This window comes from Staphylococcus sp. HMSC059F04, from assembly GCF_001812565.1.
Taxonomy (GTDB): domain Bacteria; phylum Bacillota; class Bacilli; order Staphylococcales; family Staphylococcaceae; genus Staphylococcus; species Staphylococcus lugdunensis.
In genome coordinates this window covers 113,051-128,787 of record NZ_KV809464.1, presented here as the reverse complement: position 1 = coordinate 128,787, position 15,737 = coordinate 113,051, and the positions used below count along the sequence as shown (strand labels likewise).

The window sequence follows — 15,737 nt, the reverse complement described above, 5'->3', positions numbered from 1 at the left end:
TAGTTACACCCTTTAACTTTAATGGTTCATCATTAAAATAAATCTAAGACAGACTTGGCAATATTACTATAGGCCATATCTTCCATTGGTGGATTGTGTAAGCCGGCACGAATATCACGATAATATCGTTGTAATGGGCGTTCCATTTCCAAACTTTTTGCGCCAACGATTCTCATAGCTAAATCAACCACTTCAAGGCACTGATTCATCACCACAACTTTACTCGCTGAGGTTTCATTCCAAATTTGGCTTTCTCCGTCTAACATTTGATATCCTCTTGCCGTACTAAATAGAAAATGTCGCGCTGATAATAGTAATGACTCCATTTTACCGATATTTTGTTGAACTGTAGATAACTCAGCAATGGTACCTTGAATGCTATTAGGATGATATGACTTAGCAAAGTCGACTGCATAGTCTCTAGCTGCTTGAGCAATTCCCAAGTATGTACTAGGAATGTGAAGTATCCATCCATTTGGGCGTCGTTGTCCTCGTGTTTCAACAAAATGTTCAAGAGGAACTTTAACATCGTTTAGCACTAAATCATGACTTTCTGTAGCACGCATGCCCAATACATTCCAATTATCTGCAATTTCTACACCATCTGCATCTTTGGATACTAAGAAAAAGCCAACTTGATCAATAGCTTCAACATATGCACCAACAATAAAATGTGTTAATGCTTTACTCATAGAAGTATATGTTTTCACGCCATTAAGCACATATACATCACCTTCTTTAACCGCATGCGTAGCCGGTCGACCCCCACGAGTTGGACTACCTGTTTCTGCTTCACTTACTGCTCTATTGACAAGGGCGCCTTGTTTGATATCTTCAGCAAAGCGATTAAGCATACGTTGGTCCCATAAATCTTGTTCGTAAAGTTGACCCACAACACTAAGATGCCACCCGATTGACAATGCAGTTGCTCCATCGATAGAGCCTAAGTATGTTTGTAGCACAACCATATCCTCAATTGTAGCTCCTTCACCACCATAAGCTACTGGAAGTGTTAATAAACTATATCCTTCTTTAATAAGCCATTCTATATTCTCAAAGGGAAAATTAGCATGTAAATCATTTGAATTTGCCCTTGCTTTAAAGCTATCCTCTATAGTCTTGAATTTCTCAATCCACTTTTTCTGAATCTTGCTGTGTATTAAAAATGACTTTATCATTGACATCACCTATTCATTACAATTATTTATCCCTAGTTTACCACTCAACATTTATGAATTAAAGTTCATCCATTATGCGTACTAAGTCATATATTTAGAGTAAATTCACACATCTTTCATTAATTCATCGTTTAATAAAGTTTGATCACTATAAAATAGTGTAAATATACATATGTAAAATAATTTTGATATTTGAGGTGAATTTTATGAATAATCAATTTTTTAGTAATGATTTTGATTCAATCCTTAGACGAATGATGCAAGATATGCAAGCAAATAACAATACTGGAAATAAAAAGTTTTATATTAATGGTAAAGAAGTTTCGCCTGAAGAATTAAATCAATTAAGACAGCAAGGTCAACATTCTGCAGAACAAAGTGCAAATGTATTTCAAAATGCTCAAAATAATCAACAACATACTGGTGGCAAAGATTACTTATCCCAAATTGGACGCAATTTAACACAAGAAGCACGTGATGGTTTACTTGATCCCGTGATAGGTCGCGATACTGAAATTCAAAAGACAGCAGAAGTATTATGTCGTCGTACTAAAAATAATCCTATACTTGTCGGCGAAGCAGGTGTAGGTAAAACTGCAATCGTTGAAGGTTTAGCCCAAGAAATCGTTAAAGGGAATGTCCCAACTTCGATTAAAGATAAAGATATTATTTCAGTCGATATTTCTAGTTTAGAAGCTGGCACACAATATCGCGGTGCTTATGAAGAAAACGTTCAAAAATTAGTTGATGCCTTAAAAGAAAATGAAAATGCCATCTTATTCTTTGATGAAATTCATCAAATGATAGGTTCTGGCTCAACAGGCGGTGAATCTGGTGGTAAAGGATTATCAGATATACTTAAACCAGCATTAAGTCGGGGTGAGATTTCTATTATAGGTGCTACCACACAAGATGAGTATCGTAATAATATTTTAAAGGATGCTGCACTAGCAAGACGCTTTAATGAAGTCGTTGTTAATGAACCAAGTGCACAAGACACAGTCGAAATTTTAAAAGGTATTAGAGAAAAATTCGAAGAACATCATCAAGTTAAGTTGCCAGATGAAGTATTGCAAGCATGTGTAGATTTATCAAATCAATATATTCCTCAACGGCTTTTACCTGACAAAGCGATTGATGTCTTAGATATTACATCCGCACATTTATCTGCTCAAAACCCTGCGCTGGATAAAGTAGAAACTGAAAAGAGAATCACTGAATTAGAAAATGATAAGAGACAAGCGGTAAGTAAAGAAGCTTACAAAGAAGCAGATAAAATTCAATCCCAAATTAAAGAATTACAAAATCAATTAGATAATGGTACGAAAGAACAACAATCCGTAGCTACTGTCCAAGATGTTTCTGATACGATTGAAAGGCTAACTGGAATACCTGTATCACAAATGGATGATAATGATATCGAACGTTTAAAAAATATTAATCGCCGTTTAAAAAATAAAATCATTGGACAAGATAAAGCGGTAGATATGGTTTCCAGAGCCATTCGTCGTAATCGAGCTGGATTTGATGAAGGTAACCGTCCAATTGGTAGTTTCTTATTTGTAGGACCTACTGGTGTAGGTAAAACTGAACTAGCAAAACAGTTGGCTATTGATTTATTTGGTAACAAAGAAGCATTGATTCGTTTAGACATGAGTGAGTATAGTGATCAAACAGCAGTGTCTAAAATGATAGGTACTACAGCAGGCTATATTGGCTATGATGACAACTCCAATACATTAACTGAAAAAGTAAGACGCAATCCTTATTCAGTTATTTTATTTGATGAAATTGAAAAAGCAAATCCTCAAATTCTCACATTGCTTTTACAGGTAATGGATGATGGTAATTTAACAGATGGGCAAGGCAATGTTATTAACTTTAAAAATACAATCGTCATATGCACTTCCAATGCTGGTTATGGAGACAACGAAGAATTTGATGACATTATGAATGAATTAAAAAGATTCTTCAGACCTGAATTTCTTAACAGATTTAATGGTATCGTTGAGTTTACGCATTTAGATAAACACGCTTTACAAGATATTATTAATTTACTCTTAGATGATGTTCAAGTGACTTTAGATAAAAAAGATATTACAATGAATGTTTCTCAAGAAGCAAAAGACTGGTTAATTGAACAAGGCTATGATAAACAAATGGGCGCACGTCCATTACGCAGAGTTGTTGAACAACAGGTACGAGATAAAATTACAGACTATTATTTAGATCATACTGATGTAAAACATGTTGACATAGATATTGATAATGATGAAATCATTGTAAAAGGTACAAATTAATATTTAATTAAAAGCGCACCTTTTTCTCCTACTGTGATGTGCACCCCATAAAGTTAGATTTTTAATCCAACTTTTGGGGTGCACATCACTCCTGAAAAAAGTGCGCTTTTTTGAATAAATGATGGCATCATTTGCTAATGAACAATGCTTATATGAGTTAAATATATTGTTCTAATTCATGAATAAGTTCTTGAATACGCTGACGTTGATCTTTAGAAACATAAACAATAACAGTTCTTTCATCATGAACGCTACGCTTTTTAGATAATAGCTTTAACTCTTTAAGTTTTTGTAGTGCTTTTGTTAAATAATAAGGCTTGAACTCTGAAGTCACTGCAATTTCTTTAGAAGTTATTTCATTGGACTCACTTTTTAAAATATAATTTAAAATAAAGATTTCTTCATAGCTTAAATTATATTTTTTCTTTGTCGCTTTGAAAAATTGTTTAACTTGAAATGTTGCACTGACTAGTTCATCAATATTTTTTATCTTACTCATAATTTCAACCACTCCTCTGATGCATATCTTGTTGCTTGGTTTGCTAAATGTTTTTTAAATTTTAACGCATCTCTTGTTATAAATAATATTTTATAACAATTAGATAATAAAATTCAATATTTTTATTAAGCTAAAGTGATTTAATTCATTAATTGCAATTATAGATTTTTCTATTCCGCCAAAATGAATTACATTCCTATTTATGTAATGATGGCAGTTTTCATAGAAAAAAGATGGTAAAAGTAAGGCCAATGACCTTTACTATACCACCTCTAGTATACGTATGGAATTGATACATATAATGAAGTTCAATCATTAACTAAGTTATTGAATACTCTTCAACAAATACTTAGATTTACATATCTTCTTTTTTATATTTTATTAGATACATAATCGACAAATCGTTGAATGTCTCCATTCTTAATTTTCGTCATTGGAACTTTCCCAATATTAAAAGTAAAACTGATACCATCGTCAGTCATGTTAATTGACTCTATTTCATTATAAGGAATATTTCTGTAATAAAATTGGCCATTCATATCAACATTCATAATTAAACGTTCTGAGGTTGCTATAAATGCACCTTCAAATTCAGATTGTCCTTGAACATGATATTCAATTATCCCTAAGACAGATGGCCCTTTCGTTTCAGTTGGAAACAAATCATTTGGATTAATATTATCAAGTATCATTATTTATCATCCTATTCACTTTGAATTGACTATATATGGGTTAATTCTAAGTGGTTAACAATAGTATTGTAACATTCATTAAACAGTAATTTCACTTGGGACATTTTATCTGTTTTAATACCTATTCGAATTTGCCGTTCATCCGTTCGACATCTTTCTTTATAAATGTACTTTTTATCCACTAAAGATTTGATCAATGGAGTAATATACATATTATGCTGTTCAATAACATATTTTAATTGTGCCATATTGTACGCATTAGGATATAGATAGATAAGCCCTAAAATAAATAATTCATCTAAATGTATACTGTCATGTAAACTTGTTAATTCAAAGTCATCGTGGAGTACTTTCACATCCATAAACTCTTTAAGTTTAAAATGACAGTGTAAATCCAACTTAGCATCTATATCATAATTTGCAATTATCTTTTTAATTTCTTGAAGCAGGTGCTCAATTTTTTTATGTTGTATTTTGGTCATATAAATAATAAGTCGCCGTTGATCATTAGGATTACGCTTTTTTGATATCCAGTGCATTGCGTATAACTGAGCTAGATATTTAAGCATCATTGCTTTATTGCAGTGTTCTTTTATCACTAAAGTTTGAATCGTCAAAGGGCGCTCATGCGCTGTTGAATAATCTTTAATAAATAGAAGTATTTTAAATTGTTGCATATTCATATGATAAGCATATCTCAAACTTTCATTGACGGTTTTTACTAGTGAATAGCATCCTAACACCAATCTAATTCGTGTGTTAATGTTCATCACTACACACCCTCCTTAGTCAGCAAATACCATGCATTAGCTTCTAAGTGAAAATTTAATATGCCCTATACTCATACTAGGCAATATATATTTACGGTTAATTATCGTTGGGTATGATAATTGGCCTTTCCAAAAATGTGGCTGAAACAAATTATCTTTGTTTTTCGTTTGATCTTGATGATGATTTAAGTTCGGTGCTTTTGTATAAGTAATTAAACTACTTTCAGCATGGCTCATCGGCTGAGTTGTTTTAAAATTTAATTGCAAGTCTTGTAACTGTTCTGCGGTTGAAATGTTCATATTGAAAGCTAAACATTGATACTCAAATTTAAACTTGGTTAAAATGATTTGATTATCTTGATGGACAATATCCCCTCTAAGTTGATTCATCATATTGAAAAACGCTAAAAACATATTGTTATCCATATTACGTCCGTGAAATAAATACTGCAGCAAAAAATCAAGCGAAAAACTTATGCCTTTAAGCATTAAATAGTACCGTGCCATCAAAGAAAAATTGATTATATTTTGTTGAGTGATCTCGCCATTTTGATTCATATTTAACATTGTTGTATCTAAAATCACTTTGTGATGATACTTTTTCCAAGTAGTTAATTGTTCAAAAGTTATAAAGTATGAGGTAATATACTCATCAATTTCATTAAATTCATATGGTCTAACATCTCGATGAGGTACTGATAAATACAATGTGCATCTGTTAAAAAATTGTCTAACCTCATTAACAACCTTCTGTATCACTTGTTTGTCAGTACTATCTAACATAATTGATACACCATCTACTTCATTTACAAAGCGTGAATAAAATAAAGTTATAAATAATTGATTCACATTATTAAATCCATGTTGCTCGAGGTATGTTAAATCTAAACCCTTAAAATAAAATATAGGCGTTAGTCCTAAATAGTTTAATTTAGTAAGGTAATATTCACACATTCTCTGCACCGCTGAGAAATCAGTCAAATCAATGGGTATAATCACATAAACATGTTTATTTTTAGAAAATAAATGCTGTGTTACATAAAATATCTGATGCTCATTCAAGTACAACAATTGTTGGCTGGTAATAAATAAATCTTTAGGTTCTATATGACAAATTGGCAAAGTATTAGAAGAGAGGATGATATCTTTATTATTGGACACTGTTGTATAATGTTTTACCTTATGAAAATAAGATTGATAAGTTTGTTCGCTTAATGGTAAATATTGAATATTTTCATAATAACTTGTTGTTAAACTATGATACTGCTTTCTAATTTCTTTTGGGGTATATCCATATGAATCTTTGAATAAATTAATAAACCTAGAGTAATGATTAAACCCATGCTGATATGCAATATCTTCCACAGTTCGATGCTCTTTTAAAATATCGATAAGCGCGCATTTCAAGCGAATATCATTGACATACTGATTAATACTTTGAAAAGGTGTTTGGTATTTTATAACATTTGACAATTCTTGATTTGTCATATTTAATGCATTAGCAATCTCTTGCTTTTTTAATTTTTTTGTATGGTGTGAAATTAAATAGTCATGGACTTCATCTAATACTGTCATATTTTGTGTTTTCGCTCTATATAAGTGCGACATTGAACCTAATTCAACACATAAATGTTTAATCATTTTTAAAGTTGTCTGTTCGTCTGCTTTATTAAAGCATTCTAACTCAATAATATTCATTAATATAGGTAATACTTGTTGCTTCTCAATATTTGATAGTTTATAGCCACTGATATCAATATATTCACTCGCATATTTCACATAGTCTTTAAAAGACAAATCAACAACTAACGTCACTGCATCATCATCGCTTTGAATTTGATATAAATCGTTCAGCATTAAAAGTACAATATCCCCTTCTGTCATGTGATATTGCTTCAAATTAATATCAATCGTACCTTGCCCTTTTACCCAATAAATCAACTTAACATTGACTGTCTTTTGCCCATAAGTATTTAACTTTTGTAATAATTTTACCGAAAACTGTCCGTTCATATGTCGTCCTCTCATCAATTAATTACAGAGATATACAACAATATACTTCAATCCCCACCTGAAGTATTCATACACCATTCCTTCAATGTATCTATCTCACATAGTTAATTGTAATTTTTATTTCGGTATAAGTAGTAACAAAATCATATTTTATTATAGCCAACTTTTTATTATTCGCATATTATTTCATATCAGTTAAAACTTTTTATCCTTTATCCATGTTTTTTATCATCAATTATCCTATGCACCATTTTCTACATAATTCAACTGTATTATTTTATTTTCTGTTTTTTTACAAAATGATGACATAAAAAATTAACAAATCAAAAAAAATTGAATAAAGTCTGTTATATAAGCATTTCTTTTTATTACAAAATATCTCATTATGCAAAATACGTTTAAAATATATTAGAGGAAAATTACAAAATGTTAACAACCCACACAAACCAACTTTTTTCTGGTAAAGTATTGTTTGTCTTAAACAAGATGATTAATTGTTGATGTCCGATTCATCAACCACTATAAAAAATACAATTATATTAAATTATTTTTCGGGAGGATATTTTATAATGAAGAAAATCGCTACTGCTACAATCGCTACTGCAGGAATTGCTACATTTGCTTTGGCTGGTGGACACCATGCTCATGCTGCTGAACAAACAAATCATGACGGTTATAATCCAAATGACCCTTACTCATACAGCTACTCTTATACAATCGATGCACAAGGTAACTATCATTACACTTGGAAAGGTAACTGGTCACCAAATCAATTAAACCAAGGTTACACTTATTACAATAACTATAATAGCTATTACAATTACAACAACTATAATTACAGCAACACATATGCTTCATCAAATTCATACCGTACTGGTGGCTTGGGTGCAAGCTATTCAACTTCTAGCTCTAACATACATGTGACAACTACAAGTGCACCATCATCTCATGGTGTGTCAATCTCAAGTGCTTCACATTCAGGTAGCAACTTATATACTAGTGGTCAATGTACTTATTATGTATTCGATAGAGTTGGCGGTAAAATTGGTTCAACTTGGGGCAATGCTAGCAACTGGGCAAATGCTGCTGCAGCTGCTGGGTACACTGTAAATAACAGACCTTCAGTTGGCGCAATCATGCAAACATCTCAAGGTTACTATGGTCACGTTGCTTATGTTGAAAGTGTTGGAAGTAATGGTTCAGTAACTGTTTCAGAAATGAACTATGGTCATGGACCAGGTGTTGTAACAACACGTACAATCTCTGCATCTCAAGCAGCTTCATACAACTTCATTCATTAATATTTAAAGTTATCAAGGCTGGGATATAAATCCCAAAATAATAGCACAAAGATGGTTTAACATAAATCATCTTTGTGCTTCTTTTATATTTAATACTTTGTATGATTGACTTACTTAAGACCCGCTTCAGCCAGTTTTTCTGTGCTTAGCCCCAACTTGCGTTGTCCGTGGAAATGCTTGTTGCATTTCTTTTTGTTGGGGCCCCGCTCGCTAGATTGCGGTGTAGTTATATGTGTTTTTGTACTGGAAATTTTAAAAAATAAAGTGTTTTCGTACTATGTATTAAATTTTACTTAACGAATTAATCAAAGTGCCTTATGACAGATGCAATCTAATAAAATGTTACATTTCTTTTTACAACGCATTAATAAGGTGAGTCATATTTATGGCTCACCTTACTTCACAAATTCAGTATCTCTTTTAATGGTTATGTCTATATATTAATGATGCACATTACGGAATTCATGTTAAGATTAATAGATTCAATCCTCGCTACAAAAATTGAACCATCATCCTATGTAGAGGATATTTTACTAATAATCATATCGCTACATTTATTCTCGCTACAAAAATAAACAGTGACTTCTAATAATTATTAGCATACTTTATATTAACCGGATATAGCTATAGTTAAACATGCTTTGAAATAATTTTTACGTAACTTTATTATTTTTTTTAATACCAATACCTGTAAACCCGTAAAAAACAGCTAATATAGCACATAAATAACATGGTACTGTCCAAATAAAGAATTGATCAACCGGCACATTTAATTGCTGTGCATAATATATTCCTGAAGTTCCCCATGGAATAAGAGGTAATACCATTGTACTTGCATCTTCCAGCGTCCTAGATAGATTTGATCGATCTAACCCCATGTCTTCAAACATATCTTTCATCACAACACCAACCATAATAATTACAATAGATGCTACGCCAGCAGCAAACACCATCATTAAACAACAAATAACAGTAATTAAAATAAGGCTTCCTGTTGATTTGACACCTTTTGAAATGGTCTCTAATAAAACATTTAAACAGCCTGATTTTTCTAAAATACCAGCAAATGCATAGCCACAAAAAATGGTAACAATAATTTGAGTCATACTCATCATGCCACCTTGTTCAATTAATGCTTTAGCATTATGAGAAATATGACTATATCCAGTCATATTAGCTGTAAACCCATCAAATGTAGCTTTAAATCCATCTGCTAAATTAAAGTGATGATTAAACGCACCTACAAAAATTGCAGTAATACTAGATGCTAGCATCGACGGCACTGTCGATACTTTAAACATAAGGCAAATAATAATAACAATGAGCGGTATCCAAACAAAGAAATTAAACTGATATAACGTTGCTAGTTCAGATAATAGTGATTGAATTTGCTTTGTGTTTACATGACCATCGTTATGTAAGCCTAAGACAAACCAGACAATCATACCAATGAGTGAAGCAGGTATTGTCGTCCACATCATCGCACGAATATGTGAAAATATATTCACCTTCGTAACTAATGCTGCTAAATTAGTTGTATCAGATAGTGGCGACATTTTATCCCCAAAGACGGCACCTGCAATGATGGCACCTGCAGCCATACCTAAATTCATATTCAATTGGCTTGCAATGGAAATAAGCGCTATGCCTGCAGTTGATGCGGATCCCCAAGCTGTACCTGTAGCTAAACTACAGATGGCAGAAATAATAAATGCAGACACTAAAAAATACTGAGGATTTAAAAATTTTAATCCATAATAGATTAAAGCAGGCACAGTACCAGCGTACATCCAACTCCCAACAATAATACCCACAGCCAATATGATAAATATAGCAGGCATCGCTGTAGTTAACCGATGCGTAATCCCTTCTTCTATGTCATTCCATTTCAACCCTACTCGAATACCAATCAATGCGGCATAAGCTGATGAAATAAGTAATAGTACTTGAATGGGAATGTTAAAAACAATAAATCCTATTGTCACTACACAGACCATAACAATGATGGTAGAAAGTGCCTCGAAAAACGTTGGTTTTCTTGTCATATAGTCAGCTCCTTATCTCACAACTAGTTATGATTTTATTTATCAGTAACTGAGATCTAACTTTTCAAGACCTAATTCTTCAACAGTAAGTCCATCTTCAAAAAAGTCTCTCTCTAGTATGGTTGAAGCGATAATTATAACTGCATCAATATTGGGCGTCGGCACATCAATAACACGCCCTATGCTTGACCATAACACTAAACCATAAGCGATATCTTCAGTTAAATAACGATTTTCTACGTGATTAGGACCCGGTATTTGAGAAAAGACTGGACTTGTATTAAATAATCGATTTAAAGGTTCATCTTCGTCTGTACGTTCTAAATAGCCCCGTTGAATTCTTGATTCTTTCGCCGATTCTAATTCGAATCCTAATCGACGGCCTAAATTAATACGCTCTAATTCTATCGCATGGAGTAATCTTACTGTATGTTGCGTAATTCCTTCTTTATAAAGTGAAAACTTTTGTGCATGATCAATACGGCCTACATTAAGTAACGTTGGCCCTGGGTGCACTTCTGGGTTCCCATTTTCTAAATTCGTTTTCAATAAACTTTCTTCTTTGACTAGTTGAGGATAAATTTGACTTACTTTATCATAACTATCATTTAATTCTTCACGATTAAATGTTGAAAAGTACACGCGTCGCACATTAAGAGATAAGTCAACACGCGCTTGTGAAAAATCTACCCTTGTGCCATATGTTAACGTGTTAGCTTCAGCAAATTTAGGGTGTACATCAATATTGCGATCTTCTAACACATTCATAAAACGAATTGAGCCCATTGACGCTGCAATATTAAAGAAGATTAAATGGTCATTGGTTACGTGATATGACATAACCTTTGCATAGTATTCTATAAAAGATGAAGGAATAATCACTTGAACGAGTTCGGCATCTTGTAATACATAAGCTATATCATCACTAATATTAGTGAATTCTATAAATTTTTCATTTCCTTCATTATTAAAATCAAAGCCGCCACGCTCAAATGCAGTATTAAATTTTTCCAGTGATTGATTTCGGCAATATAATCTTACCTCATGTCCTTGATCTACCATGTCTAATGCGGCAGTAACCGCACCATTACCTGAACCAATAATAGCTATTTTCATCTGAATACCTCACTTTTAAAATATTTCAATACAAAATAAATTCAATAAAAAATGATGCGTTTTAAACAAAGCGCACCATACATATTCATAAATATATAACCATTTATCATATATGTTAAACCTACAATTTGCATAAGTACTGCATGTTAATACGTTCTTAATACCCATGGGTTACTTATTCTGCTATAGTTAATGTGATTAGATTTTTTATTAAACTCAGGAGGAGTTATTATGACGCAACAATCACAAGGTTTTAATACACCACAACATAACGATAGTGACGATGTTCGTCTTATGGCTATGCTTATTTACTTATTAGGTTTCGTCTCAGGATTTATAGGCCCTATAATTATATGGCTAGTTAAAAAAGATGATTCTAAATTAATTGATCAGTCAGGAAAAAGCTATTTAAATATGTTTATTTCTTATATGATTTGGTGTGCAGTACCTGTAGTAATCATGATGTTTTCACTCATTTTTTATATGCCTTTTGATCCAACTTCAGGCTTGATTTCAATATTTATATTCTTGTTATTAAATTTGGTCATTTTGGGATTACTGATTACCTTTTCTGTTTTCAACATCATTGGCTGTGTTAAATATTATCAAGGTACCTATTACCAAGCTCCATTATCCATTCGATTTTTCAAATAAATTGTACAGTGTTTTTGTTACAAACATTTGTAATATTTAAAGGTTAGTTTTATTTAAATCAGCTACTTTTCATCTTTGCAGCGCACATTTAGCTCTGTATATCACTTGTAACCTTGCAGCTCTTTTATTACAGAGAGATGCAGGGTTTTATTATTTTATTTACGAAAAGATAACATCACACATTTCCATGTATATTTCTGTTAAAGTAAGTTTTGTCGTTAAACGACGATAACATTCACAATTAAGATGCGCTACCATCTTTGTGAATATTTCATACAATTGGGAGGATTTTATTATAATGAAAAAACTACTAACAATAACAACTTTAACTGCAGGATTAGGTGCCACATTAATCAGCACATCCCATCAAGCTGATGCAGCAGAATTTCAACCTTCACATCAATACAGCTATCAACAACAAAACTTTAGCCAACAAGCTTATCAATATCACACTACAGAAACAAATACAACATCAACTAGCACATCTACACAATCAATATCTACATCTTCTGGCAATTTATATACTGCCGGTCAATGTACTTGGTATGTATTTGACCGTGTCGACGGAAAAATTGGTTCTACATGGGGCAATGCCAATAACTGGGCAAGTGCAGCTCAAGCAGCGGGTTACACAGTAGATCATCAACCTGAAGAAGGCGCGATATTACAAACTTCTGAAGGTAGTTATGGACACGTTGCATACGTAGAAAGTGTCAATAGTGATGGATCAGTGACTATATCAGAAATGAACTACTCAAACGGTCCATTTTCAACAGACACACGCACAATTTCAGCCAGTCAAGCTAGCGCTTATAATTATATTCATTTGAACTAAGCATAATATTTAAATATCATAAATTACACGTTTGGGCCTGGGACATCATTCTTGTCCTGGGCTCACATCTATATTTTGACAATACTCAATTGGTTCTATTTAAAAATTAGTTATACTTATATATCACATGTATCCATCATAACAGTTTTCAGCATATGCACGTTTACCAATAAATGACTCAGACATTCTAATGAATCAACCTTGTCTAAGTTCTATGCAAGGAAAAATGACATATGCATTTCAAAAAATATACAAGCTGGTGCTCCAAGCATATACAAAGAAAGTAAATTAGTGTAAAACAGAACGCTTTAAATTTCTGTGCCACACTTTTTTAATGCCCAAATATTGCAGTTGTATAGCATATTTGAGAAAATACGACTGTTGCTATTTAAAGCTAGAGGAGGAATAACAAATGACCTGGTTAAAAGTCATCATAGCAGGTTTATTGGAAATAGTATGGGTCACAAGCTTGAATCAAGCGCATTCATTGACATCTTGGAGCTTTACATTATTAATGATTACGCTAAGTTTCTATCTTGTTATATCTGCAACAAAGTCTCTAGCCGTTGGAACAGTCTATGCATTATTTGTTGGTATTGGTGCGGCTGGAACAGTTATTGTTGACATGCTATTTTTCCATCAGCCCATCTCCATATTAAAACTAATACTTATCTTAATGTTGATTATAGGCATTTTAGGGCTCAAGTTAACTACTGATATAACAGAACATGGAGGTAGCAACTAATGTCTTGGTTTTATTTAATCATTGCTGGCTGTTTTGAAATTTTAGGTGTTGTGCTGTTAAATCAACTTGCACGCACATCTCGTTGGTACTACATAATTTTATTGGCACTTACCTTTGTGCTTAGTTTTACAACTTTAAAATTAGCTATGGTGTCCATTCCGATGGGTACTGCTTATGCAATATGGACGGGCATAGGAACTGCAGGAGGCACATTTATCGGTATGTTGTTCTACCAAGAATCTACACACCCATTACGCATAGGTTTTATTGCAGTAATTGTTGCAGCTGTAATTGGACTCCGGCTGCTCGGCTAATTAGTAAAGTATATAAATTGTATACGTTTTCTCAATTTACTATACTGGAGCTAAAGGAAGTGATAATGATGGAAAAAGTTTATATTGCCGGAAAAATTCCAGAAGTCGGTTTAAATTTATTAAAAGAGCATTTCGAAGTTGAAATGTATGAAGGTGAAGGTATTATTGATAAAGAAACGTTAAAACGTGGTGTCAAAGATGCTTCTGCACTTATTAGTATCTTATCGACAAATGTTGATAAAGAGGTAATTGATGCTGCTAATAATTTAAAAATCATTGCAAATTACGGTGCTGGTTTTAATAATGTTGATGTTGATTATGCTCGCGAAAAAAATATCGATGTAACAAATACGCCTAAAGCATCTACAAATGCAACAGCCGAACTTACCTTTGGATTAGTCTTAGCAGTTGCTCGACGCATCGTTGAAGGTGATAAATTATCACGCACACAAGGCTTTGATGGATGGGCTCCGCTTTTCTTTAGAGGACGTGAAGTATCAGGTAAAACGATTGGTATCATTGGATTAGGCGAAATTGGTGGCGCTGTTGCCAAACGTGCAAAAGCTTTCGATATGGATATTTTATATACAGGTCCACATCAAAAGGTTGAAAAAGAGCGCGAGATTGGTGCAAAATATGTTGATTTAGAAACGTTGCTTAAAAATTCCGATTTTATCACGATTAATGCAGCGTATTCTCCAAAGCTACATCATCTTATTGATACTGAGCAATTTAAATTGATGAAATCAACTGCTTATCTTGTAAATGCTGGACGTGGTCCTATTGTTAATGAAGAAGCACTTGTACAAGCATTGCATGATAAAGAGATTGAAGGCGCAGCATTAGATGTTTATGAATTCGAGCCTAAAATTACTGAAGGCTTGAAATCATTAGATAACGTTGTCATCACACCGCATATTGGGAATGCGACGTATGAAGCACGTGATATGATGTCTAAAATTGTTGCAAATGATACAATTAAAAAATTAACAGGTGAAACGCCGCAATTTATCGTCAATTAATGACCTCTAAACTATCAATTTCCTTTAATATAAATACAACAATAGTCTAGAACATAATGATATTTTAGACTCTGAACTCTATATTGACGGTAGTTGATTGAATTGAAAATACGCTTATACTAAGCTTTTTTCAATTCAAGTCAACCTTGTCAGGTTGGGACATAAATCCTAGAAAAATAACACTCAGATGAATTGAATTCAACGCATCTGAGTGTTTCTTTTTTATTCAATACTTCGTATTGTTGGCTCGCTT

14 protein-coding genes are annotated in these 15,737 nt (G+C 32.8%); 7 read left to right on the top strand and 7 right to left on the bottom strand.

Going from position 1 to position 15,737, the window contains the following annotated elements:
• Positions 1 to 32: 32 nt before the first annotated feature.
• The gene (locus HMPREF2864_RS03275) at positions 33 to 1,178 is read right to left on the bottom strand and encodes an acyl-CoA dehydrogenase family protein (protein ID WP_002460107.1); all 1,146 of its coding nucleotides are present in this window, start codon (positions 1,176 to 1,178) and stop codon (positions 33 to 35) included.
• Positions 1,179 to 1,384: 206 nt separating this feature from the next.
• On the opposite strand from HMPREF2864_RS03275, the gene HMPREF2864_RS03270 reads away from it, so the two are divergent.
• The gene (locus tag HMPREF2864_RS03270; RefSeq protein ID WP_002492254.1) at positions 1,385 to 3,478 is read left to right on the top strand and encodes an AAA family ATPase; all 2,094 of its coding nucleotides are present in this window, start codon (positions 1,385 to 1,387) and stop codon (positions 3,476 to 3,478) included.
• Positions 3,479 to 3,635: 157 nt separating this feature from the next.
• On the opposite strand, the gene HMPREF2864_RS03265 is transcribed toward HMPREF2864_RS03270, so the two are convergent.
• From HMPREF2864_RS03265 to HMPREF2864_RS03250, 4 genes are all read right to left on the bottom strand, one after another.
• A complete protein-coding gene (locus HMPREF2864_RS03265) occupies positions 3,636 to 3,977 on the bottom strand; it encodes a transcriptional regulator, SarA/Rot family (RefSeq protein WP_002478808.1) in 342 nt (113 codons plus the stop codon).
• A gap of 371 nt (positions 3,978 to 4,348) precedes the next feature.
• Positions 4,349 to 4,669, bottom strand: coding sequence for a PH domain-containing protein (locus HMPREF2864_RS03260; RefSeq protein ID WP_002460110.1), 321 nt, complete (start codon positions 4,667 to 4,669; stop codon positions 4,349 to 4,351).
• Positions 4,670 to 4,698: 29 nt separating this feature from the next.
• Positions 4,699 to 5,439, bottom strand: coding sequence for a transcriptional regulator, SarA/Rot family (locus HMPREF2864_RS03255; protein ID WP_037543236.1), 741 nt, complete (start codon positions 5,437 to 5,439; stop codon positions 4,699 to 4,701).
• A gap of 36 nt (positions 5,440 to 5,475) precedes the next feature.
• Positions 5,476 to 7,452, bottom strand: coding sequence for an AraC family transcriptional regulator (locus tag HMPREF2864_RS03250; RefSeq protein ID WP_037543238.1), 1,977 nt, complete (start codon positions 7,450 to 7,452; stop codon positions 5,476 to 5,478).
• Positions 7,453 to 8,021: 569 nt separating this feature from the next.
• On the opposite strand from HMPREF2864_RS03250, the gene HMPREF2864_RS03245 reads away from it, so the two are divergent.
• The gene (locus HMPREF2864_RS03245) at positions 8,022 to 8,753 is read left to right on the top strand and encodes a CHAP domain-containing protein (protein ID WP_002492275.1); all 732 of its coding nucleotides are present in this window, start codon (positions 8,022 to 8,024) and stop codon (positions 8,751 to 8,753) included.
• A 653-nt stretch (positions 8,754 to 9,406) separates the two neighbouring features.
• On the opposite strand, the gene nhaC is transcribed toward HMPREF2864_RS03245, so the two are convergent.
• Complete coding sequence (gene nhaC, locus HMPREF2864_RS03240; protein ID WP_070545006.1) at positions 9,407 to 10,798, bottom strand: Na+/H+ antiporter NhaC; 1,392 nt, start codon at positions 10,796 to 10,798, stop codon at positions 9,407 to 9,409.
• A gap of 42 nt (positions 10,799 to 10,840) precedes the next feature.
• A complete protein-coding gene (locus HMPREF2864_RS03235; protein ID WP_002460115.1) occupies positions 10,841 to 11,914 on the bottom strand; it encodes an NAD/NADP-dependent octopine/nopaline dehydrogenase family protein in 1,074 nt (357 codons plus the stop codon).
• A 231-nt stretch (positions 11,915 to 12,145) separates the two neighbouring features.
• Between HMPREF2864_RS03235 and HMPREF2864_RS03230 the strand changes: the two genes are divergently transcribed.
• From HMPREF2864_RS03230 to HMPREF2864_RS03210, 5 genes are all read left to right on the top strand, one after another.
• The gene (locus HMPREF2864_RS03230; protein WP_002460116.1) at positions 12,146 to 12,568 is read left to right on the top strand and encodes a DUF4870 domain-containing protein; all 423 of its coding nucleotides are present in this window, start codon (positions 12,146 to 12,148) and stop codon (positions 12,566 to 12,568) included.
• Positions 12,569 to 12,866: 298 nt separating this feature from the next.
• Positions 12,867 to 13,403: a CHAP domain-containing protein gene (locus HMPREF2864_RS03225; protein WP_002478800.1), complete on the top strand. Its 537-nt coding sequence runs from the start codon at positions 12,867 to 12,869 to the stop codon at positions 13,401 to 13,403.
• A 412-nt stretch (positions 13,404 to 13,815) separates the two neighbouring features.
• Entirely contained in the window at positions 13,816 to 14,148 is a 333-nt protein-coding gene (locus tag HMPREF2864_RS03220; RefSeq protein WP_002460118.1) for a DMT family transporter, read from the top strand.
• The gene (locus HMPREF2864_RS03215; protein WP_002460119.1) at positions 14,148 to 14,462 is read left to right on the top strand and encodes a DMT family transporter; all 315 of its coding nucleotides are present in this window, start codon (positions 14,148 to 14,150) and stop codon (positions 14,460 to 14,462) included. Before HMPREF2864_RS03220 ends, HMPREF2864_RS03215 begins: the two co-directional genes overlap by 1 nt.
• A 68-nt stretch (positions 14,463 to 14,530) precedes the next feature.
• Positions 14,531 to 15,484: a 2-hydroxyacid dehydrogenase family protein gene (locus tag HMPREF2864_RS03210; RefSeq protein WP_002492284.1), complete on the top strand. Its 954-nt coding sequence runs from the start codon at positions 14,531 to 14,533 to the stop codon at positions 15,482 to 15,484.
• Positions 15,485 to 15,737 lie beyond the last annotated feature (253 nt).

Excerpts from the sequence above, each read along its gene's own strand:
- HMPREF2864_RS03275 (WP_002460107.1), bottom strand. The coding sequence starts at position 1,178 with ATGATAAAGTCATTTTTAATACACAGCAAGATTCAGAAAAAGTGGATT.
- HMPREF2864_RS03270 (WP_002492254.1), top strand. The coding sequence starts at position 1,385 with ATGAATAATCAATTTTTTAGTAATGATTTTGATTCAATCCTTAGACGA.
- HMPREF2864_RS03265 (WP_002478808.1), bottom strand. The coding sequence starts at position 3,977 with ATGAGTAAGATAAAAAATATTGATGAACTAGTCAGTGCAACATTTCAA.
- HMPREF2864_RS03260 (WP_002460110.1), bottom strand. The coding sequence starts at position 4,669 with ATGATACTTGATAATATTAATCCAAATGATTTGTTTCCAACTGAAACG.
- HMPREF2864_RS03255 (WP_037543236.1), bottom strand. The coding sequence starts at position 5,439 with ATGAACATTAACACACGAATTAGATTGGTGTTAGGATGCTATTCACTA.
- HMPREF2864_RS03250 (WP_037543238.1), bottom strand. The coding sequence starts at position 7,452 with ATGAACGGACAGTTTTCGGTAAAATTATTACAAAAGTTAAATACTTAT.
- HMPREF2864_RS03245 (WP_002492275.1), top strand. The coding sequence starts at position 8,022 with ATGAAGAAAATCGCTACTGCTACAATCGCTACTGCAGGAATTGCTACA.
- nhaC (WP_070545006.1), bottom strand. The coding sequence starts at position 10,798 with ATGACAAGAAAACCAACGTTTTTCGAGGCACTTTCTACCATCATTGTT.
- HMPREF2864_RS03235 (WP_002460115.1), bottom strand. The coding sequence starts at position 11,914 with ATGAAAATAGCTATTATTGGTTCAGGTAATGGTGCGGTTACTGCCGCA.
- HMPREF2864_RS03230 (WP_002460116.1), top strand. The coding sequence starts at position 12,146 with ATGACGCAACAATCACAAGGTTTTAATACACCACAACATAACGATAGT.
- HMPREF2864_RS03225 (WP_002478800.1), top strand. The coding sequence starts at position 12,867 with ATGAAAAAACTACTAACAATAACAACTTTAACTGCAGGATTAGGTGCC.
- HMPREF2864_RS03220 (WP_002460118.1), top strand. The coding sequence starts at position 13,816 with ATGACCTGGTTAAAAGTCATCATAGCAGGTTTATTGGAAATAGTATGG.
- HMPREF2864_RS03215 (WP_002460119.1), top strand. The coding sequence starts at position 14,148 with ATGTCTTGGTTTTATTTAATCATTGCTGGCTGTTTTGAAATTTTAGGT.
- HMPREF2864_RS03210 (WP_002492284.1), top strand. The coding sequence starts at position 14,531 with ATGGAAAAAGTTTATATTGCCGGAAAAATTCCAGAAGTCGGTTTAAAT.